Source organism: Cyanobium sp. Aljojuca 7D2 (assembly GCF_024346415.1).
Taxonomy (GTDB): domain Bacteria; phylum Cyanobacteriota; class Cyanobacteriia; order PCC-6307; family Cyanobiaceae; genus Cyanobium_A.
Genome location: NZ_JAGQCX010000003.1, coordinates 88,829 through 112,270, shown reverse-complemented (window position 1 = coordinate 112,270; position 23,442 = coordinate 88,829). Strand labels below are relative to the sequence as shown.

The 23,442-nt window shown below is 67.8% G+C and carries 28 protein-coding genes and 1 tRNA gene; 14 read left to right on the top strand and 15 right to left on the bottom strand.

Annotated features, from left to right (window positions below; all coding sequences use genetic code 11):
* Position 1: 1 nt before the first annotated feature.
* The 3 genes from KBY57_RS04870 to KBY57_RS04860 all read right to left on the bottom strand — a co-directional run bounded on the left by KBY57_RS04870 (position 2) and on the right by KBY57_RS04860 (position 2,345).
* Positions 2-1,195: an aminotransferase class I/II-fold pyridoxal phosphate-dependent enzyme gene (locus KBY57_RS04870; protein ID WP_254994759.1), complete on the bottom strand. Its 1,194-nt coding sequence runs from the start codon at positions 1,193-1,195 to the stop codon at positions 2-4.
* Positions 1,182-1,502, bottom strand: a complete 321-nt coding sequence (locus tag KBY57_RS04865; protein WP_254994758.1) for a thioredoxin family protein — start codon at positions 1,500-1,502, stop codon at positions 1,182-1,184. The genes KBY57_RS04870 and KBY57_RS04865 overlap by 14 nt, the downstream gene beginning before the upstream one ends.
* 96 nt (positions 1,503-1,598) lie before the next feature.
* On the bottom strand, positions 1,599-2,345 hold the full coding sequence (locus KBY57_RS04860; RefSeq protein ID WP_254994757.1) for a PspA/IM30 family protein: 747 nt from the start codon (positions 2,343-2,345) through the stop codon (positions 1,599-1,601).
* Positions 2,346-2,431: 86 nt separating this feature from the next.
* Between KBY57_RS04860 and KBY57_RS04855 the strand changes: the two genes are divergently transcribed.
* Positions 2,432-2,962 carry a DUF721 domain-containing protein gene (locus KBY57_RS04855; RefSeq protein WP_254994756.1) on the top strand — a complete coding sequence of 177 codons (531 nt, stop codon included), beginning with the start codon at positions 2,432-2,434 and terminating at the stop codon, positions 2,960-2,962.
* Here the strand turns inward: KBY57_RS04855 and KBY57_RS04850 are convergent.
* From KBY57_RS04850 to KBY57_RS04840, 3 genes are all read right to left on the bottom strand, one after another.
* A complete protein-coding gene (locus tag KBY57_RS04850) occupies positions 2,956-4,788 on the bottom strand; it encodes an ArnT family glycosyltransferase (RefSeq protein ID WP_254994755.1) in 1,833 nt (610 codons plus the stop codon). The genes KBY57_RS04855 and KBY57_RS04850 overlap by 7 nt on opposite strands.
* A 167-nt stretch (positions 4,789-4,955) precedes the next feature.
* Positions 4,956-6,044: a glycosyltransferase gene (locus KBY57_RS04845; RefSeq protein ID WP_254994754.1), complete on the bottom strand. Its 1,089-nt coding sequence runs from the start codon at positions 6,042-6,044 to the stop codon at positions 4,956-4,958.
* Positions 6,044-6,979, bottom strand: coding sequence for a DMT family transporter (locus tag KBY57_RS04840; RefSeq protein WP_254994753.1), 936 nt, complete (start codon positions 6,977-6,979; stop codon positions 6,044-6,046). The genes KBY57_RS04845 and KBY57_RS04840 overlap by 1 nt, the downstream gene beginning before the upstream one ends.
* Positions 6,980-7,038: 59 nt before the next feature.
* On the opposite strand from KBY57_RS04840, the gene sppA reads away from it, so the two are divergent.
* The 11 genes from sppA (at position 7,039) to KBY57_RS04785 (ending at position 14,612) form a co-directional block, all read left to right on the top strand.
* On the top strand, positions 7,039-7,851 hold the full coding sequence (gene sppA / locus KBY57_RS04835; RefSeq protein ID WP_254994752.1) for a signal peptide peptidase SppA: 813 nt from the start codon (positions 7,039-7,041) through the stop codon (positions 7,849-7,851).
* Positions 7,848-8,225: a chorismate mutase gene (gene aroH / locus KBY57_RS04830; protein WP_254994751.1), complete on the top strand. Its 378-nt coding sequence runs from the start codon at positions 7,848-7,850 to the stop codon at positions 8,223-8,225. The genes sppA and aroH overlap by 4 nt, the downstream gene beginning before the upstream one ends.
* An 85-nt stretch (positions 8,226-8,310) precedes the next feature.
* Positions 8,311-8,889: a DUF2808 domain-containing protein gene (locus KBY57_RS04825; RefSeq protein ID WP_254994750.1), complete on the top strand. Its 579-nt coding sequence runs from the start codon at positions 8,311-8,313 to the stop codon at positions 8,887-8,889.
* An 80-nt stretch (positions 8,890-8,969) separates the two neighbouring features.
* Positions 8,970-9,107: a 50S ribosomal protein L34 gene (gene rpmH, locus KBY57_RS04820; RefSeq protein ID WP_015108935.1), complete on the top strand. Its 138-nt coding sequence runs from the start codon at positions 8,970-8,972 to the stop codon at positions 9,105-9,107.
* 5 nt (positions 9,108-9,112) lie between these two features.
* Positions 9,113-9,496, top strand: coding sequence for a ribonuclease P protein component (rnpA, locus tag KBY57_RS04815; RefSeq protein ID WP_254994749.1), 384 nt, complete (start codon positions 9,113-9,115; stop codon positions 9,494-9,496).
* On the top strand, positions 9,493-9,900 hold the full coding sequence (locus KBY57_RS04810; protein WP_254994748.1) for a PH domain-containing protein: 408 nt from the start codon (positions 9,493-9,495) through the stop codon (positions 9,898-9,900). Before rnpA ends, KBY57_RS04810 begins: the two co-directional genes overlap by 4 nt.
* Positions 9,901-9,956: 56 nt before the next feature.
* A complete protein-coding gene (gene yidC, locus KBY57_RS04805) occupies positions 9,957-11,084 on the top strand; it encodes a membrane protein insertase YidC (RefSeq protein WP_254994747.1) in 1,128 nt (375 codons plus the stop codon).
* 20 nt (positions 11,085-11,104) lie between these two features.
* Positions 11,105-11,629, top strand: coding sequence for a YceD family protein (locus KBY57_RS04800; protein ID WP_254994745.1), 525 nt, complete (start codon positions 11,105-11,107; stop codon positions 11,627-11,629).
* A gap of 10 nt (positions 11,630-11,639) precedes the next feature.
* Positions 11,640-13,139, top strand: coding sequence for an AAA family ATPase (locus KBY57_RS04795; RefSeq protein WP_254994743.1), 1,500 nt, complete (start codon positions 11,640-11,642; stop codon positions 13,137-13,139).
* 90 nt (positions 13,140-13,229) lie between these two features.
* Positions 13,230-13,409 carry a hypothetical protein gene (locus KBY57_RS04790; RefSeq protein WP_094559691.1) on the top strand — a complete coding sequence of 60 codons (180 nt, stop codon included), beginning with the start codon at positions 13,230-13,232 and terminating at the stop codon, positions 13,407-13,409.
* A gap of 60 nt (positions 13,410-13,469) precedes the next feature.
* On the top strand, positions 13,470-14,612 hold the full coding sequence (locus tag KBY57_RS04785) for an aminotransferase class V-fold PLP-dependent enzyme (RefSeq protein ID WP_254994868.1): 1,143 nt from the start codon (positions 13,470-13,472) through the stop codon (positions 14,610-14,612).
* 97 nt (positions 14,613-14,709) lie between these two features.
* Here KBY57_RS04785 and aqpZ read toward each other — a convergent pair whose 3' ends face one another.
* Positions 14,710-15,456 carry an aquaporin Z gene (gene aqpZ, locus KBY57_RS04780; protein ID WP_254994867.1) on the bottom strand — a complete coding sequence of 249 codons (747 nt, stop codon included), beginning with the start codon at positions 15,454-15,456 and terminating at the stop codon, positions 14,710-14,712.
* Between the two features lie 397 nt (positions 15,457-15,853).
* On the opposite strand from aqpZ, the gene KBY57_RS04775 reads away from it, so the two are divergent.
* The gene (locus KBY57_RS04775) at positions 15,854-16,807 is read left to right on the top strand and encodes a hypothetical protein (protein WP_254994742.1); all 954 of its coding nucleotides are present in this window, start codon (positions 15,854-15,856) and stop codon (positions 16,805-16,807) included.
* 24 nt (positions 16,808-16,831) lie between these two features.
* Here KBY57_RS04775 and KBY57_RS04770 read toward each other — a convergent pair whose 3' ends face one another.
* From KBY57_RS04770 to yidD, 3 genes are read right to left on the bottom strand one after another with little or no spacing between them, the layout of a single operon-like run.
* Positions 16,832-18,337: a UDP-N-acetylmuramoyl-L-alanyl-D-glutamate--2,6-diaminopimelate ligase gene (locus KBY57_RS04770; protein WP_254994740.1), complete on the bottom strand. Its 1,506-nt coding sequence runs from the start codon at positions 18,335-18,337 to the stop codon at positions 16,832-16,834.
* Positions 18,338-18,364: 27 nt separating this feature from the next.
* Positions 18,365-18,637 (bottom strand): glutaredoxin family protein, encoded by a 273-nt coding sequence (locus KBY57_RS04765; protein WP_254994739.1) that lies wholly within the window; start codon positions 18,635-18,637, stop codon positions 18,365-18,367.
* Positions 18,637-18,843, bottom strand: a complete 207-nt coding sequence (gene yidD, locus KBY57_RS04760) for a membrane protein insertion efficiency factor YidD (RefSeq protein WP_094559821.1) — start codon at positions 18,841-18,843, stop codon at positions 18,637-18,639. Before yidD ends, KBY57_RS04765 begins: the two co-directional genes overlap by 1 nt.
* A gap of 205 nt (positions 18,844-19,048) precedes the next feature.
* Between yidD and rpsD the strand changes: the two genes are divergently transcribed.
* Positions 19,049-19,657, top strand: coding sequence for a 30S ribosomal protein S4 (gene rpsD / locus KBY57_RS04755; protein WP_094559687.1), 609 nt, complete (start codon positions 19,049-19,051; stop codon positions 19,655-19,657).
* 94 nt (positions 19,658-19,751) lie between these two features.
* Here rpsD and trpC read toward each other — a convergent pair whose 3' ends face one another.
* The 5 genes from trpC to KBY57_RS04730 all read right to left on the bottom strand — a co-directional run bounded on the left by trpC (position 19,752) and on the right by KBY57_RS04730 (position 23,335).
* Positions 19,752-20,636, bottom strand: a complete 885-nt coding sequence (gene trpC / locus KBY57_RS04750; RefSeq protein ID WP_254994738.1) for an indole-3-glycerol phosphate synthase TrpC — start codon at positions 20,634-20,636, stop codon at positions 19,752-19,754.
* A gap of 1 nt (position 20,637) precedes the next feature.
* Positions 20,638-22,128, bottom strand: coding sequence for a dihydrolipoyl dehydrogenase (gene lpdA / locus KBY57_RS04745; protein WP_254994736.1), 1,491 nt, complete (start codon positions 22,126-22,128; stop codon positions 20,638-20,640).
* A gap of 38 nt (positions 22,129-22,166) precedes the next feature.
* Complete coding sequence (locus tag KBY57_RS04740; RefSeq protein WP_254994735.1) at positions 22,167-22,994, bottom strand: TrmH family RNA methyltransferase; 828 nt, start codon at positions 22,992-22,994, stop codon at positions 22,167-22,169.
* Position 22,995: 1 nt separating this feature from the next.
* The gene (locus KBY57_RS04735) at positions 22,996-23,244 is read right to left on the bottom strand and encodes a hypothetical protein (protein WP_254994733.1); all 249 of its coding nucleotides are present in this window, start codon (positions 23,242-23,244) and stop codon (positions 22,996-22,998) included.
* A gap of 7 nt (positions 23,245-23,251) precedes the next feature.
* Positions 23,252-23,335, bottom strand: a tRNA-Leu gene (locus KBY57_RS04730).
* Positions 23,336-23,442 lie beyond the last annotated feature (107 nt).

Here is a 23,442-nt window from a genome sequence, read left to right as displayed (position 1 = left end):
GTCAAAGGGTGGCCAGCCAGGCGCCGATGCGGGCCGCACCGGCTTCCAGCTCCTCCACCGGGTGCACCAGCGCCAAGCGCAGCCAGCCCTCGCCGCCGGGGCCAAAGCCATTGCCGGGCGTGAGGGCCACACCAGTGGCCTCGAGAAGGGCCGCCGCGACGGCCTCGCTGTCCCAGCCGCGGGCCTGGGCCTGAGGCGGCAACGCCAGCCACAGGTAGAGCGCCATCGACGGCCGCCGCACCGGCCAGCCCACCGCCTCCAGGGCCGCAGCCATGCGATCGCGCCGCTCGCGGTACACCGCTTGGAGCTGGTGGGGCCAGTCGGGCGCCTGCTCCAGGGCGGCGATGGCACCGGCCTGCAGGGCCAGCGACTGGTTGAAATCCACCACGCCCTTGAGCTGGCGTAGGGCAGTGATCAACCACTCCGCGCCAATGGCAAAAGCCAGGCGGTAACCGCCGAGGCACCAGCTCTTCGACAGGGAGAAAAATTCGATGCCGCACTCTCGCCAGTGGGGCGAGCGCAGCAGGGCCGGGGCTTCGCCATCAAGGGCCAGATCCACGTAGGGGTTGTCGTGGGCAAACACCAGCCCATGGCGCACCGCCCGCTCGGCAGCTTCATCGACCCAGGCCTGCTCACCGGTGGTGGCCGTGGGGTTGTGGGGAAACCCGAGCACCATCAGCTTGAGGGCATCCCACTGCTCGGTGCTGAGGGCCTCGAAATCGGGCCGCCAACCCGCCGCCTGATCCAGCGGCAGCAGCACAGGCTCGGCCGAGGCCAGGTGCAGCCCACCCATGTGGGAGGGGTAGTAGGGATCGAGCAACAGGGCCCGATCACCGGGATTGAGCACCGCCAGGGGCAGATGGGCCGTGCCCTCCTGGGATCCCACCAGCAGCAGCACCTCGGTGTCTGGATCCACGGCCACCCCAAAGCGCCGCAGGGCCCAGGCCGCTACAGCCTGACGAAACGGCAGGGTGGCTCCGTGCAGGCAATAGGCGGCGCTGGCGGGCTGGCCGAGCTTGGCGGCGATGGCCTGGATCGCCGCCGCAGGAGGTTGGAGGTCGGTGGACCCCAGCGAGAGATCGAGCAGGGGAGGCAGGCCCTGGGTGGCAGCCCGGGCCGAGTAGGCCGATTTGCGCTGGTCGTTGCGGGCGAAAACGCCGCTGCCGAGCCGCGACAGCCGCTCAGAGATGGGCATCCACAAAGGCCTTCAGCTGGGGTTTGGCCATGGCGCCCTCATGGCGAGCCAGCTCTTGACCATCCCGAAACAGGATCAGGGCGGGCAGGCCCTGGATCTGCAGCCCATCGCGGCTGATGGGGTTGCCGTCAGCTTCCAGCTTGCCAACGGTCAAACGGCCGGCGTATTCCGCCGCCATCGCGTCCATCATCGGGGCTATCAGCCGGCAGGGGCCGCACCACTCCGCCCACACATCCACCAACACCGGGGTGGCGGCATCGCGCACCTCGGCTTGGAAGTTGGCATCGGTGAGGTGAACGACAGTCACGGCAGGGCCCTGAAACGACGGAAGCGTGGGGGGATTGTATGGAGGCGATCCGGTGGGCGGAGCGCCCAGCCTGGACGGAACCTCCCAGACGGAACCTCAGAGTTTGTCGATCGAGCGCTTGAGCTCCTCGAGCTCCGGATCCACCTCACTCACCTTGACGGGCTCCAGTTGCGGCGCGGCCACGCCACCAGCCAAGCGGTTCTTCATCGCAGCCAGCTCGTCATCCACCTCGGGCGCCCCTTCCAGAGCCGCAAACTGGCTTTCGAGATCGGCGCCCGCCAGCTCGGCAGCCGCCTGGCTGCGGGCCTCCAGGGTCTGCACCTTTTCCTCCATGCGCTCGAAGGCGGCCATGGAGCTGTTGGTGCCGAGATTGCCCACGGCGCTCTGCAGCTGCTCCTGGGCCTGGGCCGCCTGGGCCCGGGCCTTGAGCATGTCCTTTTTGGTTTTGGCCTCGGCGATCTTGCTTTCCAGAGCCACCAGGCTCTTCTTGAGCTGCTCCACCTGACCCGCCTGGCTCTGCAGCTGGGTGTTCAGGGCCGTGGCGGTGTCCTGGCAGGTTTTGCGCCGCCCGAGGGCCTCGCGGGCCAGGTCTTCCTCGCCCTTCTGGAGAGCCAGCTCGGCCCGTTCATACCAAGTTTTGGCCTGGGCTTCAGCCTGCTCGGCCTGGTTTTGAATGCGCTTCTGGCTGGCGATGGCCGTGGCCACCGCCTGGCGCAGCTTCACCAGGTCCGACTGCATGTCGGCCACCGACTGGTCGAGAATCTTGGCGGGATCTTCCATGGCTCCGACAACCGCATTGGCGTTGGAACGGATCAGGCGGCTGAGGCGATCGAAAAAGCCCATCGGAGTCGGCGGGGGCGAGGCCTGAGGGTAGCCAGGCCCGGCTGCAGTTCACCAGCGGGATTGCCGCACCCCGATAACCTCGGCCCATGGCCAAGGCCTCCCGTCAGCAAACCCGCCAGATCGGCAACCTGAGCCTGCTGGTGCCAGCGCCGCGGCCGCCCGCCAGCGGCCTGGCCAGTTGTTTGCGGGAGCTGGAGCAGCGCTGGCAGCAGGGCGGCCATCTGGCGGCCCTGTGGCAGGCCTGGCCGCGCATCGCCGGTGCCCAGCTGGCGCCCCATTGCAGGCCCCTGCGGCTGCACAGCGGCTTGCTCACCGTGGGGGCAGCCCCCGGCCCCTGGCTGCAGGCCCTGCAATACAACCGCCACCAGCTGCTGGGGGCCTTACGCGCCCAGGGCTTCACCGTGCGCGACCTGCGCCTGGAGCAGCACCACCCCAGTGCCGCCGTTCCTCCGGGCGGCCTGCAGGAAGCGGAGGTGTGGGCCGCCCACCCCAGCCGGGTGGACGTGCATGGCATGGCCACCTGCCCATGCTGCGCCAGTCCGGCGCCGGCCGGCGAGATGGCCCGCTGGGGCCACTGCAGTTTCTGCCGACAAAAGCAACTGGCTCAAGCTCAGTAGCGCTCGGGCCGGGGGTCGCTCCAGTCGGCCGGCACACCCTGGCGCCACAACTGCCCGGCCCGCTGCTCCAGCCGGCGGCGATCCAGGCGCCAGAGGTTGTAGATGCCGCGACGCTCCAGCAGCTGGGGATTGAGGCCCTGCCAGTGGAACTGCTCCGCGGTGGCGGCATCGATCACCACCAGCACGCTGGGCTGCTGATCAGGCCGGCTGGCGGGCTGGCCCGGGCGGCTCTCGCGCCGCAGGCGATCAGCCAGGTTGACGAGATTGTGGGGCTCGGCCCCCTCGTAGATCACCACCCGGCGGCTGTAGTAGTGCAGCGAGGGCTTGAGCATGCCCACCATCGCCACCGGTTCGGCGGGGCGGGCCTGCCGCCCCAGCGCCACCGCCATCTGGCGCACCGGCTGGCCCCGCAGGCGATCGCCCAATTCCCAGGCGGGCTGGAGCACCAGTGGCACAAACGCCAGCAGCGGAAGCTGTAACCCCAGCAAGGCAACAGCCCCTCCGTGCCGGCCCAGGGCGAGGCCCAACCCCACGGCAGCGGCATAAAGCAGTCCGCCCAGGAGCAACCAGCGGCCCGCCAGCAGCTCTGGCACCAGGCCGGGCATCTCCGGGGCGACGATCAGCGGCACCCACAGGGGGGAGGCCAGCCAACCAGCCGCCATCACCGCGGTCACCACCAAGCTGAGCCGCCAGGGCCAGCCCAACCCCCGCTGGGCCGCCAGGGCCACCAGCAGGCCCGCCGCCGGGGTGGCCGGCAGCCAATAGCTAGGCAATTTGGTGGCGGCGACGGTGAAAAACAGCAGCACGGCCACCAGCCAACAGGCGGCGAAGCGCTGCAGGGAAAGCTCCGGGGCCAAGGGGTCGGCGGGCCTCCTCCAGCCCTGCACTCCCCGCCACCTCAATGGGCCAAACCCCTGGACCAAACCCGCCAGCAGCAGCGGCGTGAGCGGCAGGCTGGCGATCACCAGAACCACGCCGAAAAACCACCAGGGCTGCTGGTGGTTGTTCACCACCGCCGTGAAGCGCTGCAGGTTGTGGTAACCGAAAAAGCTGCGCCAGAAGGGCTCGCCTTCCACCAGCAGCGCCGCGCCATACCAGGGCAGGGCCACCGTCGCCGTGATCACCAGCCCCGGCAGGGGCCGCAACCGCCGCCAGAGACCCGGGAGATCCGCCTGCAGCAGGCCAAACAGCAGCAGGGTCAAACCCAGCAGCAGCACCGCCACCGGCCCCTTGGCCAGCACCGCCAGGCCCAGCAGCAACCAGGGCTGCCACCAGGCTCCCCACCAGCGAGCGCCACGGGCTGGGGCTGCGTAGGCCCTCCAGCTGAGCAGCAGGCTGCCGGCCAGCAGCCCGGAAAACAGGGCATCGCTGACGGCAATGCGGCCCCAGAGCAGCACCAACGGCGACAGTCCAAAGGCCAGAGCTGCGGTGAACGCCGTCAAGGCCGGGCGCTGCTGGCGCTGGGGCCAGCGCAGCAGGGTGTCGGCCAGGGCCAGCATCACCGCCCCGCAGGCCAGGGCCGAGGGCAGCCGCGCCGCCCAGGTGCCCAGGGGGTTCCACAGCTCCTGGCCGGGCAGGGCATAGAGCACCCCCATGGCCCAGTAGATCAGCGGCGGCTTGTCGTAGCGGGGCAGGCCGTTGACGCGGGGAATCAGCCAATCGCCGGTCTCGGCCATCGCCCGGGCCGAAGCGGCAAACAGGGGCGGCGTTTCATCCACCAGGCCGGTGCTGCCGAGGCGCCACACCAACAGCACCAGGGCTGCAGCGGCCGTGAGCCAAAGCACCTGGCGGCGCCGATGCGGGGCGACGGGCGGCAGCAGGGCCATCCGGCCAAGGCAAGGGGTTTGAACCTATCTCCCCCGATTGCGCCAGACCCCGGCCGCTGGCGCCTGCAAACCGGGATGAGGAATGGCAATCGGGGCCCCAGCGTGCGTTGAACAAACCGTTTCACAAACGCAAAAACGCAAAACAGCACCCAACTCGACTGCGTCCATCAGCCAGGCCCCGCAGCAACCAGGCCCTGCAGCAACCACGCCTCCACCCGCTCGGCCAGCACCGCGCGCGAGGCATGGGCCTCCACCCACTGCCGGCAGGCGCGCCGATCGATCGCGCCCACCTCAGCCGCCGCCGCTGCCAAGGCCACCACGTTGTCGGGCTCCACCAACAACCCATTCACCCCCGGCTGCACCAACTCCCCGGGCCCGCCGCGTCGGTAGGCCACCACGGGTACCCCGCAGGCCATCGCCTCCACCACCACGTTGCCGTAGGCCTCGTTCCACTTGGGCGTGTTGAGCAGGGCCCGGCAACAGCCCAGCTCGGCCTGCAGCTGGGCCGTGGGCAGGAACCCGCGCCACTGCAGCGTGCCGGCCGGCACCGAGGCCTCCACCGCCGCCGCGTAGGCCTCATCCTCCACCAGGCCCCACACCGCCAGGGGCAAGCCCAGCTGCGCCGCCGCCGCCGCCGCATCCTCCAGTCCCTTCTCCGGGGCCACCCGCCCAGCCCAGCCCAGCAGCGCCTCGGGCTCGGCGCAAAACCCATAGGCACTGAGATCGAAACCATTGCCCACCAGCACCGGCGCGGCAGGCAGGGCGAAATCGGCGGCCTGGGCTTGGGTGTGAAAGGCGAGGCGGTGCTGATCCCAGGCGGCGATCTCGGCGATCACCGCATCCATGGCCCGACTCACCGAGCCCATGCTCACCAGGTGAAAGATCGGCAGCGGCGCCGTCGGGGTGAGCCAGAACGGCAACCAGTCGTAGGCCAGGTTGAGCGCCGCATCGAATCCCGCCGCCGGCGCCTCGGCCAGCACCCGGCGCCAAAAGCGGGGCAGCAGGCCATCGGCAGGCATGGTGATCGGGGCGTCGCGCTCTTGATGCTGGGCACTGGGCTGGGAGCTGCCGCTGCAGGTCCACAGCGCGGCGGTGGCGCAGGCGGGGGGCAACTCCGAGCCCTCCGCCGCCAGCACCGTGAGCCGGTGGCCCCGCTCCAGCAGCCCCGCCACCAGGCTGACCAGGGTGAGCTCCACACCGCCGCCACGGCCGCTGCCCAGGGCCCCCACCGGGGTGCTCACCACCAGGATCCGCATCAGGGCTGCTCCAAAAGGGGCGTGCCCTGCCAGAGCTGCTGGCGCCGGTTGATCAACAGCACCGAGGCCAGGGCCAGCACCGCCCCCAGCCACTGCAGCGGCCGCAACTGCTCATCCAGCAGCAGCACGCCACAGAGCAGGGCAAACACCGGCGTTAAGAAGGTGAGGGCCGTGAAGCCGGTGAGATCACCGCTGCTGGCAAACCAGAAAAACAACCCGTAGGCCAAAGCACTGCCCAACACGGTGGCGTAGGCCATCAGGCCCCAGTCGGTCGGGCTCCAGGCCGGCAGCAGCGGCCCTTGAAAGGCAACGCCGCCGAGCAGGGGAATCCCGCCCAGCAGCAAATGCCAACCAGTGATCGCCACCGGATCACTCTCGCGGCTGGCATAGCGGCTCAGCACCGTGCCCAGGGCCATGGCGGCCGCCGCCGCCAGCATCCACAACTCCCCATGGCTCCAGGCCCGCTCCCCCAGGGCGGCTGGACCATCCAGCCACCAGTGGCGCAGCACCGGCGCCGGCAGGCCGAGGCAACAAATCCCTAGCAGGCCCACCAGCAGGCCCACCCAGCCCACCGGGTTGATCGCTTCGCCAAACAGGCTGCGGGCCAGCAGGGCAACCAGCAGGGGCTGGGAGTCGATCAGCACCGACCCCAGGCCCGCGCCGGTCTGACCGAGCCCCTGGGCCAACAAGCCCTGAAACAAACTGCCGTCCACCAGGGCGAAGGCGAGCAGCCAGGGCCAGTCGGCGGCGGCAATGCGCAGGGGGCGGCCCAGCAGCACCGCGGCCAGCAGCACCAGGGCACCGGCGGGCAGCAGGCGCAGGCTGGCCACCTGCAGGGGGGTGCCGCCCTCCAGCAGGGGCCGCATCGCCGCCATGGCCGTGCCCCAAAGCGCAAAGGGCAGCAGCATCAGGGGCCAACGCAGGGCCTGGGGCATGGTGCTTCCGGGCCGGTGAAGGCTTTCTTTTTAAGATCCAACCACTTCACACCGCCGCGATGCCCTGGCCCTGGCGCCGTAAGACCCGTCGCACCCTGGCGCGCATCGCCATCGAGGGCCCAATTGCCGGCCCCACCCGCCAGCGGGTGCTCAAGGCTCTCCGTCAGGTGGAGCAGCGGGAATGTCCCGCCCTGCTGCTGCGCATCGACAGCCCCGGTGGCACCGTGGGCGACAGCCAAGAGATCCACAGCGCCCTGTTGCGCCTGCGGGAGAAGGGCTGCCGGGTGGTGGCCAGCTTCGGCAACATCTCCGCCTCAGGCGGGGTGTACATCGGCGTGGCCGCCGAGCAAATCGTGGCCAACCCCGGCACGATCACCGGCTCGATCGGCGTGATCCTGCGGGGCAACAACCTCTCCAAGCTGCTGGAGCGGGTGGGGGTGAGCTTCGAAACCGTTAAGAGCGGCCTCTACAAAGACATCCTGTCCCCCGATCGCGCCCTCACCCACGGCGAACGGGAGCTGCTGCAAAGCCTGATTGATTCCAGCTACGACCAGTTCGTCGAAGCGGTGGCCACGGGACGGGGGCTCAGCCAGGAGGCGGTGCGCGGCTTTGCCGATGGCCGGGTGTTCAGTGGTGCCCAGGGCAAGGAGCTGGGCTTGGTGGATGTGCTCGGCGACGAGGAGACGGCACGGCGGCTGGCGGTGGAGCTGGCGGAGCTCGACCCGGAGAAAACCCGCCCGATCACCTTCGGCAGCCCGCCGAAGCGCTTTGGTGGCCTGATTCCCGGGCGCAGCCAGCTGCGGGGCCTGCTGGCGGCCCTCAGCCTCGAGCTGGCCTGGAGCGGCCAACCCCTGTGGCTCTACCGGCCATGAGTCAGGGGTTTGTCCTACGGGCCCTGCGCGGGGCCACCACTGCCGACGCCAACACCACCGAGGCGATCCAGCTGGCGGTGGCCGAACTCGTGGATGCTCTGGTGGCGCGCAACGGCCTGGAGGGAGAGCAATTGGTGTCGGTCACCTTTTCGGTGACCCACGACCTCGATGCCTGCTTCCCGGCCGCCATCGCCCGGCGCCAGACCGGCTGGGAGCAGGTGGCCCTGCTCGATTGCCAGCAGATGGCGGTGGCGGGCGATCTGCCCCGCTGCATCCGGCTGCTAGCCCATGCCTGGCTGCACCCGGAGCGGGTGCCTGTGCACCCCTACCTGCGGGAGGCGGCCCGCCTGCGCCCCGACCGGGCCCAACACTGATCCCGCCACCTGTGGGTCCGGCCACCACGGCCACCGGGGTCGCTGCCGGCTGAAGAGAATTGTTGTCTTGATCGGTACTGCCCTGATGGGTTTCCCTTCCCTCCGCCCCCTGCTGAGCCTTGCCGCCCTGGCCGGCGCCGGCGCCGTTGCCCTCAGCGCTCAGCCCGCAGCGGTGCTGGCCCAGGGCACACCGAGCCTGATGGAGTTCCGCTGGGACAACACCAAGGACTACCGCAAGCTCTATTTCTTCATGACCGATACCCAGCGCCTGAAGCGCTCGGAGTATTACCTGATCCTCAAACCGAAGGATCGCAAGACCGCCATCCTCAAGCTGAGCATCACCATCCCCAGCTACTTCGACGCCAAGATCGATCCCAAGCGGGTCAAGCTCTGCAAGATGAGTGAGGGCGGGATGATGTCGCGCACCAAGTGCCAGGAAACGATCCCGGCCACCATTGAGATCGCCGAGAACGGCAGGGCCATCGAGATCTTCCCCGACACCCCCGTACCCGACACCGGCACGATTGGGGTGTATATGAACATCTTCAACCCGTTCAACATCGGCATGTATCAGTTCAATGCCCTGGCCCAGGCCCCCGGCGACGTGCCGATGGCCGGCTACCTGGGCAGTTGGCTGATCCAGATCGATCCGCCCAACAACTGAGCCCGCCTCCCGCTTAGCCCGCCTGATAGGTTGGCTCCAACGCCCACTACCGACGCGACGAGCGCAGCGAGCAGCCAGTCATGACCAAGCGCACCCTGGAAGGAACAAGCCGTAAGCGCAAGCGTGTATCTGGCTTCCGCGTGCGCATGCGCACCCACACCGGCCGTCGCGTGATCCGCACCCGCCGCCGCCGCGGCCGGGCCCGCCTCGCCGTTTAAGGCCCTTGGCCCTGCCCCAGCGCCACCGGCTGAAGGGGCAACGGGTGTTTGACCGGGTGTATCAAAAGGGCCGTCGCTTCCACGGCCCTTTTTTGGTGCTCCGGATGCTGGAGGCCCAGCCCCAGTTGCTTCCCGTCGAGCAGCAAACCTGCCCGCCCAGCCCCTGGCGTTGTGGCGTGGTGGTCAGCAGCAAGGTGCACAAGCGGGCCGTGCGCCGCAACCGCCTGCGCCGCCTGCTCCACGCCCATTTGCTGGCCCAGCCACCCACGGTCTCCGAACGCTGCCTGTGGCTACTGCTGAGCCTCAAACCGGGCAGCGCTGATCTCACCCCAGAGGCCCTGCTGGGAGAATGCAGCCAACTCCTTCATCAAGCAGGTCTGACGCCATGAGCACAGGCACCGGCGCCACCATCCAGGAAACCGTGTTCTACGAGGGCGGCCCTGCCAAGGGAGATCTGGTGTTCAACCTGCTCCTGGGGCTCACGCTGATCGGCATCCCCTTCGCCGTGGGCGCGATTGTGCGAGCCCTGTGGCTGCGTTTCCGGATCACCAGCCGCCGCATCGAAGTGAATGGCGGCTGGCTGGGCCGCGACCGCACCCAGGTGGTGTACAGCCAGATCCGCGAAGTGCGCAGCGTGCCCAGGGGCTTCGGCCTCTGGGGCGACATGGTGCTGGTGCTCACCGACGGCTCCAAGCTGGAGATGCGGGCGGTGCCCCGGTTCCGCGAGCTGGAGACCTACATCGACGAGCGCCGCCAGGCCAAGAGCTCCACACCGAAGGGCATGGCCGCCTAGACCATCAGTCACACTGAGCCCACGCTCCCTTCCCCTACCCCCAGAGCCCCTCTGCCGTGATCGGCTACATCTCCGACAACCTGCTGCTCCCGATCCTCGATTTCTTCTATGGATTGGTGCCCAGCTACGGGCTGGCGATCATTGCGCTCACGGTGGTGATCCGCCTGGCGCTGTTTCCTCTGAGCGCCGGTTCGATCCGCAACGCCCGTCGCATGCGGATTGCCCAGCCCGCCATGCAGAAGCGGCAGGCCGAGATCAAGGCCAAATACGCCAACAACCCCCAGAAGCAGCAGGAAGAACTGGGGCAGTTGATGAAGGAGTTCGGCAGCCCCCTGGCGGGCTGCCTGCCCCTGCTGGTGCAGATGCCGATCCTGTTCGCCCTGTTTGCCACCCTGCGGGGCTCACCGTTTGCGGATGTGCCCTACACCCTCAACCTCAAGGTGCTGCCGTCCGAGCAGATCGCGGCGGTGGAACCCAAGCCGTTCAACAGCGCCAGCCATTCCATCTTCATCACCGAAACCAGCCATGTGCCGGTGATCGCCAGCCTTGAGGGCGGCACCAAGCTCGGCGTGGGCGATGCAGCCCAGGTGAACTTGCACACCAAGGACGGCGAGAGCTTCGCTGCGGTGTTGGGCGGCGTCGACAACGGCGATGCCTTCACCCCCACCTGGAGCGTCACCAAGGGTGAGGGCGTGGTGAGCGTGGCCGCCGATGGCACCATCACCGCCCTGACCACCGGCGACGCCACCGTGGAGGCCAAGATTCCCGGCCTGGCAGCCCGCAGCGGCTTCCTGTTCATCAAGGCTTTGGGCCAGGTGGGCTTCATGACCGATGGTGCGGTCAACTGGGATATCGCCATCCTGGTGGCGGGCTTCGGCGCCAGCCTGTTCGCCTCCCAGATCCTCTCGGGCATGGGCATGCCGGCCAACCCGCAGCAGTCCACGGCCAACAAGATCACCCCGGTGATGATCACCGGCATGTTCCTGTTCTTCCCGCTGCCGGCCGGGGTGCTGCTCTACATGGTGGTGGCCAACATCTTCCAGGCCTTGCAGACCTTCCTGCTCAGCCGCGAGGCCCTGCCCGACAACCTGCAGGCCATCCTTGATCAACAGATGGCCCAACAGACGGTCACCGTCAGTGCCAGTGGCGGCCGCCTGCCCTTCGAACCGAAAGGCAAGAAGTAACCCGCAGCACCCCGATTGCCGTGTCCAGCGTGCCCGACCTGCCCCTGCATCCCGTGCCCCTGCAGGAGCTCAAGCACCTCGAAGCCGGACGCCACTGGTTGATCAACCAGCAGATTGCCGGCCTGGACAGCCTGACGCCGGTGCGGGGCCAGCTGCACGCCACCCATCGGGGCACCGTGCTGGAGGTGGAAGGCGAAGCGGACACGATCGTGACCCTCTGCTGCGACCGCTGCCTGCAGCACTTCAACCACCCGCTGCGGGCCAGCAGCCGGGAGTTGCTCTGGATCGGCGAACCCGCCACCACCCACGCCACCGCCACCAGCGATCCGGTGGCCTTGGAGGGCGAGGGCGATGACGGCGGCGTCATGGAGCAGCTCGATCCCCGCGGCAGCTTCGATCCGGAGCACTGGATCTTCGAGCAGCTCAACCTGCAGCTGCCGATCGTCAACCACTGCGGCAGCGACTGCCCCGGCCCGGCCACCTGGACCAGCGACACCTCCGGCATCGATCCCCGCTGGCAGGCCCTGCAGGGCCTGCGCTCCTAGGCCTGCCGCCGTGACCGAAAGCTGGGCCGACCAACTCGATCTGCTGATCCGCGCCCGCACGCCGATCCTGTGGATCCGCAGCCTCGAAGAGGAACGGGTCGACAGCCTGCTGGAGCAGGCCGCCCAGCGGCTGGGGAGCCGCACCCTGCTGCGCTGGGACTTCATCGACGGCCTCAGCGGCGCCCCCAACCGCAGCGGTGAAGCGGCCCGCAACCCGATGGCGGCGCTGGCCTGCCTCGATCCCCTGCCACCCGAGCAGGGCGCCCTGCTGGTGCTGCGCGATTTCCACCGCTACTGCGACGACGCTGGCGTCTGCCGCCGGCTGCGCAACCTCGCCTCGAGCCTGCGCCAGGCTCCCCGCACCCTGGTGATCACCGCCCCCGACTGGGCGCTGCCCCGGGAGCTCGAAGACAGCATCACCCTGCTGGATCTGCCCCTGCCGGATGCCGAGGAGATCCGCCAACTGCTCAACACGATCGCCCGCGCCAGTGGCCAGCCGCTCGATCCGGCCGTGGCCGCCCAACTCACCGCCGCCTGCCATGGCCTCAGCGAGCAGCGGGTGCGGCAGCTGGCCGCCCGGGCCCTGGCGCGCCGCGGCCAATTGGGGGAGGCGGATCTGGCCGAGGTGTTGGAGGAGAAACGCCAGGCAATCGCCAAGAGCGAACTGCTGGAGTACTGCCCCAGCGAGGCCACCCCTGCCGACATCGGCGGCCTTGATGCCCTCAAGCACTGGTTGGAGCAGCGCCACATGGCCTTCAGCGAGGAGGCGATGCGCTACGGCCTGCCGTTGCCCCGAGGCGTGCTGCTGGTGGGCCCCCAGGGCACGGGCAAATCGCTCACGGCCAAGGCAATCGCCCACAGCTGGAGCATGCCGCTGCTGCGCCTCGATGTGGGGCGCCTGTTCGCCGGCCTGGTGGGGGCGTCGGAGGCCCGCACCCGCGACATGATCCAGCGCGCCGAGGCGATGGCCCCCTGCGTGCTCTGGATCGATGAGATCGACAAGGGCTTTGGCGGCGATTCGCGCAGCGACGGCGGCACCAGCCAGCGGGTGCTGGGCACGGTGCTCACCTGGATGGCGGAGAAAACCAGCGCCGTGTTCGTGGTGGCCACCGCCAACGGCGTCGACAAACTGCCGGCCGAGCTGCTGCGCAAGGGCCGCTTTGACGAGATCTTTCTGCTGGATCTGCCCAGCCCCGCCGAGCGCCGGGCCATCCTGGATCTGCAGCTGCGCCGGCGCCGGCCCGCCCACGCCATCCCCTTGGATGTGCTGGTGGACCGCACCGTGGGCTTCTCCGGCGCTGAACTGGAGCAGACAGTGATCGAGGCCATGCATCTGGCCTTCGCGGAGCAGCGGGAGTTTGGCGAGGCCGACCTGATCGCCGCCGCCAGCCAGGTGGTTCCCCTCTCGCGCACCGCCCGGGAGCAGCTCGAGGCCCTGCAGGCCTGGGCCAGTAGCGGCCGGGCCCGGCCGGCGAGCCCGGCTCCAGCCGGTGCAGATTGCGGCCCGTAACGAACTCCGACGCCAGGTAACAAGGACCGGGCCCAACCGGGGCGAGCCGAAACGATCGGCCTACCGTCGCCACCAGCCGAGATCCCTGCCATGCTGCCCAATCCCGCCCCCCGCGATCGCGGCGAACTCACCAGCCAGCTGGCCGTGGCCTGCATCGGTGCTGGCCTGATCACCAGCCTGGCGGTAGCCCAGGGCCAGAACCCCCTCACCGCCCTCGGCATCACCCTGTTTTCGGCCGTGGCGGCCGTGATGGTGGGCCAGGTGCTCTGATCCATTGATGACCCAACCGGATTGACGGCCCAACCGATCGGCCTGGCCTTGCGGGCGCTCATGCCCGCCCTGGCCAACAAGACCTACTTCAACTACGGCGGCCAGGGGCCCCTGCCAACCCCGTCGCTGCAGGCGATCACCGCCAGTTGGCAGACGGTTCAGGAGCTTGGCCCCTTCACCACGGCCGTGTGGCCTGCGATCGAAGCCACCACTGCCGGCTTGCGCCAGCGGCTCGCCCAGTGGCTAGGGGTACCGGCCCAGCGGCTGGCCTTCACCGAAAACGTCACCTCCGGATGCGTGTTGCCGCTCTGGGGCCTGCCCTGGCAGGCGGGAGAGAGCCTGCTGATCAGTGATTGCGAGCATCCCGGGGTGGTGGCCGCCTGCCGGGAGCTGGCCCGGCGGCACCAGCTGACGATCGAGTCCTTGACGGTGAGCGATCTCACCGGCAGCCCCGAGCAGGCGGCCACCACGGTGCAGGAACGCCTGGCGGCGGCCCTCACGCCCCGCACCCGGCTGGTGGTGCTGTCTCACCTGCTCTGGAACACCGGCCAGCGGATGCCGATTGCGGCGGTCGCCGCCCAGCTCAACCGCCACACCAACCAGCCCTGGCTGCTCGTTGACGCTGCGCAGAGCCTGGGGGCGATCCCAGTGGCGGAAGCGGCAGCCGCCGCCGACATCTACGCCTGCACCGGCCACAAGTGGTGTTGCGGCCCCGAGGGCCTCGGCGTTACGGCCCTCTCGGCGCGGCTACTGGCGCAGGGCCAGCCCACCCTGATCGGCTGGCGCAGCCTCAGCCACGAAGGCGATGGCTCCAGCGACTTCCACGCCGATGCCCGCCGCTTTGAGGTGGCCACCTCCTGCATCCCCCTGTTTGCAGGGTTGGATCAATCCCTGCAGCTGCTAGAAGCCGAAGGCACGGAGGGGCAACGCCTTGAGCGGATTCGCGAGCTGGCTGGCCTGCTCTGGCGAGGATTGCAGCAGCTGCCAGGGGTGGAAACCCTGCTGCAGGAGCCACCGCCAGCCGGCCTGGTGAGCTTCCGGCTGCGCCGAGCGGGTGTTGCTGGCCGCACCGTGCAGCACCTGGGTGAGCAGGGGCTGTGGATTCGCAGCCTCGACACTCCACCGTGCCTGCGGGCGTGCACCCACATCACCACCACCGCAGCCGAGATCGACCAGTTGCTGGCCGCCTTGGCCCTGCTGTAGCCGATCAAGCCCCGCGGCAGACAAGCGCACAAAAAAAGGGGCTTACGCCCCTTCTGATCTTGCCTTGATCTCCACTTTGACGGGTGGAGCCCACGGCTCAGGAAACCTCCTCGCTGAAGACGTTGCGGTAGACCCAGCCGGCCAGAAGCGCGCCCACAATCGGGGCCAACCAGAACAGCCACAGCTGACCAACCGCCTCACCGCCAACCCACAGGGCCACTCCGGTGCTGCGGGCGGGGTTCACTGAAGTGTTGGTGACAGGGATGCTGATCATGTGGATCAGGGCCAGGGTGAGGCCGATGGCCACGCCGGCAAACCCAGCAGGAGCGAGGCGATCGGTGGCGCCAATGATCACCAGCAGGAAGAAGAAGGTGAGCACCAGTTCCACGATGAGGGCCGCCCAGAAGCCATAGCCACCAGGAGAGTGAGCACCCCAACCATTGGTGGCCAGCGGGTTGGGGTTGCTGCCCGCCATCACCAAATCAAACGCAGGGCCTCCAGCCACCACCAGCTTGATGAAACCACCGGCCAGCACGCCACCGATCACCTGGGCCACGATGTAGGGAAGCAGCTCAGATCCCTTCATGCGGCCGCTGGCCCAAAGGCCGAAGCTCACGGCGGGATTGAGATGGCAACCGGAGATGTGACCAATCGCGTAGGCCATGGTCACCACCGTGAGGCCGAAGGCCAGTGACACTCCCAGAAAGCCCAGGCCAAAGGGGTTACCGGGGGCGATGTCGGCGCCGGTGAGATAGGGGAAGTTGGCCGCAATTGCGGCGCTGCCGCAACCACCCAACACCAACCAAAACGTGCCAAAAGCTTCTGCCAGAAGCTTTTTACCCATGGGGATGGAAGACGCCACGTCGTTTTGAGAAACAATCCTGACAACGTATATCGGTTGCGGTCAAGAAGCCAGCCAAAGCAGGCGTTTCGAAGCATTGATGAACAGAGTTTACAGCAGTTCACACAACTATATAAAAATAGCGAAAAGCTGGGCGGCGCGGCTACGGCGGAAGTAATTCTGGCAAAGTGCAGTCAATTGCCCTGCTGGCATGTTCCAAAAGCTTTCACCGAGCCTGAAGCGGATCGTTCTGACCCTGTGCTGCGGCCTACTCAGCTTGGTAACGGTTCTGCTGCCCGCCAGTGGCCCTCTGCCCAGTCAAGCAAGCACCCAGGCCAACGTGCAGGCCGGGAGCGAAACCATTCAACTGGCTCCAGATGCCAAGCCTGAGGGGTTGGAGGTGACCGTGGGCATCCAGGTGAGAAACCTCTACGACCTCAGCTTGGCCAACCAGAGCTTCCTGGCCGAAGGCTGGTATTGGCTGAACTGGGGGGATGACGTGCAGGCCGTGCTGGAGCGACTGAAGATTGAGCCATCAGAAATAGTGGAGTTCAGCAACGAAATCGAACCTGGCTCCTATCGCGTGAGCGAAGTGCTGCCAGAAAATGTGCAGTTCAGACCCGACGCCCCCCACTCCGTATATGTGAAGTTCTCAGGGAGGTTCTACATCAACGATGTAGCCCAGCGGCTGGCCCCCTTTGATCAGCAGCACCTGGACATTGCCTTGGAGGTGAAGCCTTCAGGCCTTTCGGAAGGGCGAAACCGCATCGCCCTGATCCCCGCACCTGTGGCTCAGGCCCCCATCGCAGGCGAGTTCACCTCCGTAAGCGGTTTCAACCTCGTTAGCACTGGCTGGACCCGTCAGAAGGTGCGGACTTATCAGCCCCTCTCCACCCAGGGCGGCGAGGGACTCCCCGCCGTGGACTACAGCCGCGCCACGGCGATTTTTACCTATGCCCCCGCTCCCTTCACCGTGTTCCTCAAGTGGATGCTCCCACTGTTTGCTGTGATGGGCATCGTGATTCTGGCGCCCTCAATCGATGGCGACCTCGGAGATGTGCGATTAGCGATCCCATCTGCTGCGTTGCTGACCCTGGTGGTGATGCATGACAGCTACAAGACCAATTTCCCGCCAGCCCCCTACCTCACCTATCTCGACGAGATCTACACCTACTGCTACATCGTTTGCTTTACCATCTTCCTGCTGTTTTTGGTGGGCACCAATGCCCACAACCGAAGCAGCGACAACGACCGCGAAACTATCACCAAAACGGTGAATCGCCTCGATCTGATCGTGCAGGTGAGTGCGGTGTCCGGCTTCTTGATCGTGGCCAGCGTTGGCTGGTTCAGTTAAGGATCAGCTGGAGGGGGTGCAGAGCTAGCTGTGCAACTGCGCCCGTAGGGCCTTTTCGGCCTCCTCCCGGTCGTCAAAGTGCACCTTGGTGGTGCCGAGGATCTGGTAGTCCTCGTGGCCCTTGCCGGCGATGAGCACCAGGTCTCCCGCTGTGGCGCCTGCGATGGCGACCGCGATCGCGGTGGCCCGATCCCCTTCCACGTCGTGGGGGCTGCCGGCAGGAATGCCGGCCACCACATCGGCCAGGATCTGCGCGGGGTCTTCGGTGCGGGGGTTGTCGGAGGTAACCACCACCTGATCGGCCAGCCGCGCCGCGATCGCGCCCATCTGGGGGCGCTTGCTGCGGTCGCGGTCGCCGCCGCAGCCAAACACGCAGATCAACCGGCCGCGGGTGAAGGGGCGGCAGGCCGCTAGGGCATTTTCCAGGCCATCGGGGGTGTGGGCGTAATCCACCAGCACCGCCGGGGAGCCATCGCCATCACCCACCACCACCCGCTCCATGCGACCGGGCACGCCGCGGAAGCTGGCCAGGCCCTGGAGCAGCAACTCCAGCGGCAGCTGCTGCTGGAGTAACACCCCTACGGCCTGCAACAGGTTCATCAGGTTGAAGCGGCCCACCAGGGGCGAGTGAAAGGCCCCTTCACCGGCCGGGCTCACCAGCAGCCCGCGAACGCCATCGGCCCCCAGCTCCAGATCCCGAATCGTGAGCTCGGCGCCACTGTCTTGCAGGGAACTGCGCCAGCAACGCTCGCCCAGCCGGCCGCGCAGGCGCTGGGCCAGCTGGACGCCCCAGGGATCATCGCCATTCACCACCGCCCCGCCCGCCAGCAGCGGCTCGGCAAACAGCTGCGCCTTGGCCTCGAAGTAGGCCTGCATCGAGGGGTGGTAGTCGAGGTGGTCCTGGGTGAGGTTGGTGAACACCGCCCCGGCGAAGCGGCAGCCCGCCACCCGCTGCTGGTCGAGGGCGTGGGAACTCACCTCCATCGCCCCGATCTGGGCACCGGCCTCCACCGCCTGGGCCAGCTGGGCCTGCAGCAGATCGGCAAAGGCGGTGGTGTGCTGAGCGGTCACGCTTTGACCGGGCCAGCGGTTCACCAGGGTGCCGAACAGGGCCGCCGGCCGGCCGGCATGGGCGGACAGATGCTCGATCAGGTGGGTGGTGGTGGTTTTGCCGTTGGTGCCGGTGACTCCGATCAAGGCCAGGCGCCGACTCGGCTGAGCCCAGAACGCTGCTGCCAGCAAGCCGGCCCAGCGCGCCAACGGCTCTGGGGCGATCAGCACCGCGTCGTCGGGCCCTGGGGGCTGGGCCGCCGCCGCCGCTGCGCTGATCACAGCCGCCGCCGCCCCCGCCTGCAGCGCCTGGGGCCAAAAACAGCCCCCATCCACCTTGGTGCCCGGCAGCCCCACAAACAGGGTGCCCCGGCCCACGCGGCGGGAATCGCAACTGATGCCGCTCACCTCCCGATTGGGCACCCCCGCTGGCAGCTCCAAACCCACCTCCCGCAGCACCGGATGGAGCAGCTGGGTCATGGCACCGGATCAGCGAATGGCGCCTTTCTAAGCGTCCTGATCCGAAAAGCCGTGCTTCTGCAACCAAACCCGCAGGCTGGTGCCGGCCAGCCGAGGTGGCACCCGCGGCAGCACCTGCTCCCCGTCGGGCGAGCGCAGCAGCAACAGCGGCACCTCCAGGCCAAAGCGGGCCTGCAAAGCGGGATCGCCATCGACATCGATCAGCTCGATCGCCAGGGGCGGCTCGAGGGCCCGCAACTTCTCGGCCAGGCCCTCACAAAGGCAGCAGCCCTGACGGGTCATCAACACCAGAGCGGGCATCAGTCGGGAACGGGATCGCAGCCGCAGGGGGTGAAGGGGTGGCAGCGCAGCAACCGGCGCAGGGTGAGCCAGCTGCCCCGCCAAGGGCCATGGCGGCTGATGGCCTCGAGGCCATAGGCGCTGCAGCTGGGGATGAAGCGGCAGCGGGGGCCCAGCAGCGGCGAGATCCACTGGCGATACACGCCGATCAGTGCCAGCAACAGCATCGCCAGCCATCGCTCCAACGGCCCAGCCGCGCCGGCACCAACCGAGGCGAGACCCGGCTCGGGCTGCAAGCCGATCTGGTGCGGCCCAACCGATAAGATCGACCGTTGGCGCGGCAAAGCTCAGGCCTGCGGGACTCTCCCAGCATGCTCGATGCCGCAGCGTCATGGGGCCATCCCGGCTCCCTCCGTCCTTCGAACTCGTTTCATGTCTCGCTACCGCGGCCCTCGCCTGAGGATTACGCGGCGCTTGGGAGACCTTCCCGGTCTCACCCGTAAGTCCGCCAAGCGGTCTTATCCCCCCGGTCAGCACGGCCAAGCCCGTCGCAAGCGCTCCGAATACGCCATCCGCCTCGAAGAGAAGCAGAAGCTTCGCTTCAACTACGGCATCTCCGAGCGACAGCTCGTGCGCTACGTGAAGAAAGCGCGCGCCCAGGAGGGTTCCACCGGAACCAACCTGCTGAAACTGCTCGAGAACCGCCTCGACAACATTTGCTTCCGCCTGGGTTTCGGCCCCACCGTGCCCGGCGCCCGCCAGCTGGTGAACCATGGCCACGTGACCGTGAACGGCCGCGTTGTGGACATCCCCAGCTTCCAGTGCAAGGCCGGCGACGTCGTCGCCATCCGCGAGCGCAAGCAGAGCAAGAAATTGGCTGAAGGCAACCTGGAATTCCCAGGTTTGGCCAACATCCCGCCCCACCTCGAGCTCGACAAGAACAAGCAGGTGGCCAAGGTGATCAGCAAGTGCGAACGCGAGTGGGTCGCCCTCGAGATCAACGAACTGCTGGTGGTGGAGTTTTACTCCCGCAAGGTCTGATCGCGCCGGCCATCGCGCCACGCCCATCAACCGATTCAGCCCGGCCCCAAAAGCCGGGCTTTTTCATGGCGTGCTGCATGGCCAGCCATGGGGCTCACCCCCCGATCAGAGCCTCAAGGGCAGCCGTCACATCGGCCTGGCGCATCAGGGATTCGCCCACCAGCACCGCATCGGCGCCAGCGCTCTGCACCCGATCGAGGTCGTCGCGCGTGACCAGCCCCGACTCGCTCACCAGCAGGCAGCCCTTGGCGCGGATCTGCTCGCCGTAGGTGGCGGTGAGCTGCTCGGTGGTGGCCAGATCGGTGTGGAAGGTGGCCAGATCGCGGTTGTTGATGCCGATCAGCTGCACCCCATCGAGAGCCAGCACCCGCTCCAGCTCGTCGGCATCGTGCACTTCCACCAGCACCGCCAGCCCCAGGGCCTTGGCCACCTTGAGCAGGTAGGCCATGTCCACATCGGTGAGGATCGCCGCAATCAGCAGGGCGGCATCAGCGCCGGCGGCCCGGGCCTGATACAGCTGATAGGGGCTGAGGATGAAGTCCTTGCAGAGCAGAGGCAGTTCCACCACCTGGCGCACCTGCACCAGCACCTCGAAGCCCCCTTGAAAAAACTGCTTGTCGGTGAGCACCGACAAACAGCTGGCGCCACCGGCGGCATAGCCCCGGGCAATCGCTTCGGGATCAAAATCCTCGCGGATCACGCCCTTGCTGGGGCTGGCCTTCTTCACCTCGGCGATCACCGCCGGCTTGCAGCAGCTGGCCCGCAGGGCCGCCAGAAAATCGCGGGGCGCTGGCAGCTCGGCCACCTGCTGCTTGAGCTTCTCCAGGGGCACCCGCTCGCGGGCAGCGGCCACCTCGCGGTCCTTCTCCCAAACGATCTTCTCGAGAATGTGGCGCGGTTCGCCTTCCTCGTGGGGGATGGCGTATTCGAGGAAGGCCACCTTCACCTTGGGATTCGGGGGCCGGCGACGGAACTCCATCTCAGGCACCCACCGCGACTGGAGCCAGTGCAGCAGCAGCCTGCTTGTAGGCCACTTCCACCACCTCACTGAGGGTGGGGTGGGTGTGCACTTCATTGGCGAGCTGGGTGACGCTCTGGCGACGCGCCACGGCGTTGGCGATCTCCTGGATCAGATCTGCCGCATGCAGGCCATAGATGTGGGCACCGAGCACCTCACCGCTGGCCTTGTTGAACAGCAGCTTCATCAGGCCATCGCTCTCTAGCTCGGCCAGGGCCTTGGAATTGGCCTTGAAGTAGCTGCGCACCACCCCGAGTTCGAAGCCGTCCTTGGCCGCCAGCGCTTTGGCATCAGCCTCGCTCAGGCCCACCGAGCTGATCTCCGGATGGGTGAAGGTGGCCGCCGGAATCGAGCGGTAGTCAATCGGGCGGGGGTGACCCAGGATGTTGTCGATCGCCACGGTGCCCTGGGCGGCGGCGGTGTGGGCCAGCATCATCTTGCCGGTCACATCACCCACGGCCCACAGGTGCGGCACGGGCTCACCGCCCACCAGCACCCGCATGTGATCGTCCACGGGGATGAAACCGCGCTCGGTCTCCACCCCCACCGCCGCCAGGTTGAGCGCGGCGCTGCTCGGCACCCGACCGGTGGCCACCAGCACCGCATCCACCTCCAGGGTTTCCACCAGCTCCTTGGTGGCCATGTCAGCCAACTCGATTTTCACCGGGCAGCCCGGCGTCACCTTGCGGGCCAGCAGCCCGGCGCGGGCGTCGATGTCGCGGCCGTCGATCAGGTGGCGAGCGGCGATCTTGGCGATATCCGGATCAAAGGTGGGCATCACCCGATCAAGGGCCTCGATCATCGTCACTTCACAACCCAGGGCCGTGTACACATCGGCAAATTCCAGGCCGATGTAGCCGCTGCCGATGATCGCCAACCAGCGGGGCAGCCACTCCAGGCTCACGGCCTCGTCGCTGGTGAACACGGTGCGCCCATCGGTTTCGATGCCGCGCGGCACAAACGGCTCCGAGCCGGTGGCGAGGATCACGTCGCGAGCGCTGTAGGTGCGCTCCACACCGCTGCCGCTCTCACGCACGGTCACCTGCTGGTGGCCGGCCAGGCGCCCCGTGCCCCGCAGGATCGTGGCGCCAGCGCGCTCGAGGGTTTTGGTGAGATTGGTGCGGATCGTGGCCACCAGCTGGTTGGCATGGTCGGCGATCTTCTGGCGCTCGAAGCGCACCGGGGCGGCATGGATCCCGAAGCCGGCCAGGTGCTCGGCATCGGCCAGCTCCCGCACCCGGCCGCTGGCCGCCAGCAGGGCCTTGGAGGGCACGCAGCCGCGGTTCACGCAGGTGCCGCCCATGTCGCGCGATTCCACGATCGCCACCTTCAGCCCGTGCTCCGCGGCGTGCTTGGCCGCGTCGAAGCCGCCATACCCGGCACCGACAACGATCACGTCGTAATCGAAGCTCGAGCCATCAAAACGCGATCCGTGGAGGGGGGCGTCGCTCACCGGGCAGCCGTGCAGTTGTTGACAGGCATTCTCCCCCGTCAGGCTCCGGCGCGCTGCCGCAAGCGCTCGAGCAGCAGGGGGGCCGCCGCCACCGCCACATTCAGCGACTCCACCACGGCACTGTGGGGGATCGTGACCCGCTGGTTGGCCAGCGCCTCCAGCTGGGGCGACACGCCGCCCCCCTCGCTGCCGAGCAACAACACCGTGGGGCGGGTCCAGTCGAGCTGCCAGTAGGGCAGCGGTGCCACCGGCCCGGCCCCCGGCCGAACGGCCACCACCACCTGGGATCCCGCCGCCGCGGCCGCCGCCAACCGCCCCGCCAGATCCGCCCGGCTCTCGCGCCACAGCGGCAGTGCCAGGGCTGCACCGGCCGAGGCGCGCAGCACCTTGGGCTGGAAAGGGTCGGCCCCATCGGCCATCCACAAGCTCTCCACCCCAGCCGCCAGGGCGGTGCGCATCAACGTGCCGAGGTTGCCAGGATCCTGCAAGCCATCGAGGGCCAGCACGAAGAGAGCTGGGGCCGCAGCCGCCGGCGCGGGTGGAGCCACGGTCAACACAACACCATCGGGATGCTGGGTGGTGGCCACCGCCTCCAGCACCTCGTGGCTCACCTCGCGGCAGATGCAGCCGGGCGGCAGGACCGCCACCAGGGCGCCGTGGTCGGCCAGCCAGGCAGCCGTGGCCAGCAGATCGACCGGCTGGAGCTGCAACCGCAGCACCTCCTGAAGCAGGTGGGTGCCCTCCAGCAGCAGCAATCCCTCCTGACGCCGACCGCGGGGGTCGTGGAGGAGCCGCAACCGCCTGACGAGCGGATTGCGGCGGCTGGTGATCGGCTCAGCGAGGCTCAGCCCAGGGCTGGGAACCACGTCAGAAGGTGTGGTGGCGACGGACGCGCATGCCGTCGTGCATCACCAGCTCCTTCTCCTCCAGATCGAGACCCCGCACCGAGGCCACCTCGCCCTTGAGACCTTCGGCCTGGAGGTTTTCAACCAACTTTTTCAGAACAATGTCCTCGATGGTCGATTGATCGAGAGCATCCGGGGTGAGATTCTCAAGAAACTTGCCGAGCTTCGAGGCCATGACCTCGGAGGCATTGGTGATCTTGAGGACAATCATAAAAAAGTGCGGATGGGGAGACTTGAACTCCCACGACATTGCTGCCACTAGTACCTGAAACTAGCGCGTCTACCAATTCCGCCACATCCGCGTGGCTGCCGCCGCAGCGACTGGGAAAACATACGCCATCGAGGGTCCTCCCCGGCTGTTCAAGCCAGTTTGGTCGGCGGCCGTCTAGACGGTCTCATCGTTTGTTGT